Origin of the sequence: Meridianimarinicoccus roseus (assembly GCF_003172915.1) — a bacterium.
Classification (GTDB): domain Bacteria; phylum Pseudomonadota; class Alphaproteobacteria; order Rhodobacterales; family Rhodobacteraceae; genus Meridianimarinicoccus; species Meridianimarinicoccus roseus.
In genome coordinates this window covers 1-4,105 of the sequence record NZ_QGKU01000018.1, presented here as the reverse complement: position 1 = coordinate 4,105, position 4,105 = coordinate 1, and the positions used below count along the sequence as shown (strand labels likewise).

The window sequence follows — 4,105 nt, the reverse complement described above, 5'->3', positions numbered from 1 at the left end:
CGGCCCTTTGCGGACATTACCCATTGCCGAGTTCGCCGAAGTGCGGCAGATATGAGTTCAACCATTAGAAGAGCCTCTTGTTTTGCGGAGCGCCAGAGGTTGAGCGGGTTTCACGGTGCAAAAACTTCACAATGCCATGACTGGCAGAACTGGCTAAGATTGTTGAACCTTCAATATGCGATTTTTTTCCGACGCCCCTTCTATTCCCGATCTCCTCTTGGAGCGTTGCGACGCTGGACGGGTCGTCTTCCTATGTGGTGCGGGAGTATCATTCAATTCAGGGATGCCAACGTTTCTCGGGCTTACGCAGCACGTGATCGACTTTTTCGATCCGCCGGAAGAATCAGAGGCAATGAAGGCGTTCGCCCCTTGGCGAGACGATCCAGCAGCAGCAAATGTTCCCCTCGATCAGATCTTCAACCTTCTGCACCAGGAATATGGTCGGGATGAGGTCAACGCACTGGTAACAGAGCGGTTGCTGGTCCCATCAACAGCAGCAACCAAAGGTCATGAACACAGCCTGGTGAAGCGGATATCGTCGAACCAGAGTGGCGTCCCCCAGATCGTGACAACCAACTTCGATCACCTGTTCGAACTTGGCGACGAAGCGGGCAGTATCCCGGCCCATATTCCCCCAGCGTTCCCTGATCTGTCATTCGGATCACCAATTGATGGTATCACCTATCTACACGGGCGACTTGTTGCACCAGATGCGACCCAACACCCCTACGTGCTGAGCAGTGCAGATTTCGGCAGAGCCTATCTGTCCGAGGCATGGGCCACGAAGTTCATCAGCGGCCTGTAGGAACGATATACCGTCGTTTTTGTCGGGTATCAGGCCGAAGACCCGCACGTGAAGTACCTCCTTCAAGGGCTCAACCATGATGGTCAGTTCGACCGAACGCGCCTCTATGCCTTCGACCGAGGGGAGCCGGAGGAAATTGAAGCCAAGTGGCGAGATCGGGGCGTAACTGCCATCGCCTATCAAGATCATGGCCACCTATGGCAGACCATGGAAGCTTGGGCTGACCGGGCTGACGACCCACGTGCCTGGCGGAGCCGGGTCGTCGCTTCTGCGCAACGTGACCCGAAGGAGATATCACCGCACGAGCGTGGCCAGGTCGCCCATGTCCTACGTTCGGTTCCGGGAGCCAAGGCATTTGCCGACGCCGAACCATCACCACACCCGGAGTGGGTTTGCGTCCTCGATGCATTCGTTCGCAATGCCAAGAAGTGCAGCGGATACGGGGAAGATGCCGAAGAGTTCGATCCCGTGCAGGCATATGGCTTCGATGATGATCTTGGTCCGATCAGTGATGAGGATTTCAGACGGGGAACCAGAAACGATAACCTGCTCGAATGGCGGAGTGGCGACGACAACCCGCCCGATTTGCACCGCCTCGGAGGACGCCAGGTAGAGGGCCATGAGGCAATGCCAACCCGGTTGTGGCATCTCGTCCGCTGGATCGGAAAGTCATTCCAAGCGCCAGTGATCGCCTGGTGGGCGGCTCGTCAACTTGGCCTGCATCCTCGCCTCATCGATCATATTGCTTGGCACCTCGACCAAGCGAAAGGCGCTGACAGGAACTGCCGACAAATCTGGAACCTGATATTGGAGCATCACCGTGATCCTCGGAACCGTCGGTGGGACGGGCGCTGGTACGACCTGAAGAAACGCATCGCCGAAGAGGGTTGGGTCCCCAGCGTCCTGCGTGACTTTCATCAAGCAGCCCAACCATGCTTGAACATCAAACGCCCAATGGGCCTGCATGAAAAAAAGCCGCCCACATTGGAGTGGGGTGAACTTCGTATCGACCAGATCGCTCGGTTCGAGATCAAGTATTTTGAGCGACACAACGAGGACCTCGTGGTGCCGGATGAGGTCCTGCCCGCTGTTTTTCACCTTCTGGAAAATCAACTCACCACAGCGGCTGGGATATTGTCCGACCTTGGTGTGTCCTACTTCACCACGCCGACATGCTACCCGGACCGGGAAACGGACGGTGGAGAGCATTACCATGATTCTGCTGAACCATTTCTTCTGTTGATTGAACTCTTCGACCGGATCGTGGCACTCGCGCCTCAACGGGCGATGGCCCATGCGATGCTCTGGGACGAAGGCGACGAGTACTTCTTTCGGAAGCTGAAGCTTTATGCGCTGTCGAAGCCTGACCTGTTCGATGCGAACGACGCCGCCGAGATCATCTCCATGTTCGATCAGACCGCGTTCTGGGACAACGACGTGGCGCGCGAACTTCTCTTCGCCCTGGTAGATCGGTGGGATGAGTTCACGGATGACAGCAAGGAAGTCATAGCTGAACGTATCCTTGCTGGACCAGACAAGATGGACCACCAGTCAGAGGACGATTACCCGGCATTCCGTGATCAGTTTGCCGCCAGGTACGGCCGTTACCTTCAGTTAAATGGCTGCGATCTACCTGATGCTTCGGCGACGCGGTTGGCGGAAATCATCGCGGGGATTCAAGATTGGTATGATGGTTGGGCAACGTCGACGGTGATGATGTCGGGCGTGCATACGTCTTGGGTCGGAGCGGACGAAACTCCAGACGCTATTCTCGACCTTCCAGTCAACGAGGTCGTCACAAGGGCAAAAGAAGACCTGAAGCGCGACTTCGGTAGTTTCACCGAGCGCCGCCCCTTTACGGGCCTGGTACGGGCAAATCCCCGCAAAGCCCTTTCCGCCCTAACTATTGCCGGGAAAGCTGGTGACTTCCCACAAGCGTTTTGGTCAGCAATAATCAACGAGTTGCCATCAGACATCGCTCCGCGGCTCAAAAGGGTCTTCCTGCTTCGCCTTGCTCGCCTTCCGCACCCAATCGTTGTTGAGCTCCGTCATACATTGGGTCGGTGGCTTGCACTGCTCCCCGACCTTGGACCGCCGGAAGCTGGATTTTTCCGGCTGTCTCACGATGACGGGCTGGTGACGCCATCGGGATAATGCATGGCCATCGGGATGTTGTATCCGATCGCGCTGTGAGGTCGGTCTTCGTTGTAGTGTCTACGCCAATCTTCCAGCTTTTCGCGGGCGTCGGCAAGGCTCATGAACCAGTGCGCGTTCAGGCATTCCGCGCGGAGCTTCGAATTGAACGCCTCGATGAACCCGTTGTCGGTCGGTTTTCCCGGTCGCGAGAAGTCCAACGTGACGTCGTTGGCATAGGCCCAGAGGTCGAGGTCACGGGAGATGAACTCGCTGCCATTATCGACCCGAATGGTCTTCGGGTAGCCGATCTTGGCGCAGACCTTCTCCAGTGTTTGCACGACGTCTTCGCCGCGGTAGGCGAAGCGGGCATCAGCCGCTGGACAGAGCCGGGAATGGGTGTCCACCACGGTCAGGATGCGGAGCTTCTTGCCCATGGCGAGTTGGTCGTGAACGAAGTCCATCGCCCAGACATCGTTCGGGCCGACCGCTTCCTGGCGGTCCTCGCGCAGCTTCGCTTTCACCCGGCGTTTCGGGTGCTTGTTCCGCAGCTGAAGCCCCAATTCGTTGTAAATCCTGCGCGTCTTCTTCATGTTGATGATCCAACCTTCTCGCCGAAGCAAGACATGCACACGGCGATAGCCATACCGCACACGCGTCTCGCAGATCTCCCTGATCCGCCTTTCGACGGCAGCCTGATGCGTCCGCCGGGACTTGTAGTGGTAGCTGGACGTGTCAAGGCAGATGGCCCCACAGGCCTTCCGGATCGACACGCCCCAGTCGACGCACATCCCGGTCACGATCTCTCGCAGACGCCCAGGCTTCAGAGCTTTCGGCGGATCACGTCCTGCAACATCTCCCGATCGAGGGTCAGATCGGCGACGATCTTCTTCAGCCGTGTGTTCTCGTCCTCAAGCGCCTTCAGCCGGCGCATCTCGTCTGGCAGCAACCCGCCATATTTCTTCTTCCAATTGAAATAGGTCGCCTGGCTGATCCCCGCCTTGCGACAGATCTCCGCGACCGGCGTTCCCTGCTCCCCCTGCTTCAGGATGAACGCCTTCTGCGCCTCCGTGAACTTCGATGCCTTCATGCGTTTCCGCTCCTCTCCCAGCCAGGAAAGATTAGCCGAAAACTCCAGCTTCAAACGGTCCAGTTTTCAGGGGGCAG

At 57.4% G+C, this 4,105-nt stretch carries 2 protein-coding genes and 1 pseudogene; 2 read left to right on the top strand and 1 reads right to left on the bottom strand.

Annotated elements, in window-relative coordinates; translation table 11 throughout:
* The first annotated feature begins 313 nt into the window (after positions 1-313).
* Positions 314-805, top strand: a complete 492-nt coding sequence (locus DKT77_RS20860) for an SIR2 family protein (RefSeq protein WP_238547690.1) — start codon at positions 314-316, stop codon at positions 803-805.
* A gap of 15 nt (positions 806-820) precedes the next feature.
* Positions 821-2,959: pseudogene (locus DKT77_RS04815) on the top strand (SIR2 family protein); the annotation flags it as partial.
* Here DKT77_RS04815 and DKT77_RS04810 read toward each other — a convergent pair.
* A protein-coding gene (locus DKT77_RS04810) for an IS3 family transposase (protein ID WP_109810157.1) occupies positions 2,926-4,028 on the bottom strand; the annotation gives its coding sequence in 2 pieces (ribosomal slippage) (positions 2,926-3,767 and positions 3,767-4,028; 1,104 coding nt in all). The pseudogene DKT77_RS04815 and the gene DKT77_RS04810 sit on opposite strands and share 34 nt — an antisense overlap.
* Between the last annotated feature and the right edge of the window lie 77 nt (positions 4,029-4,105).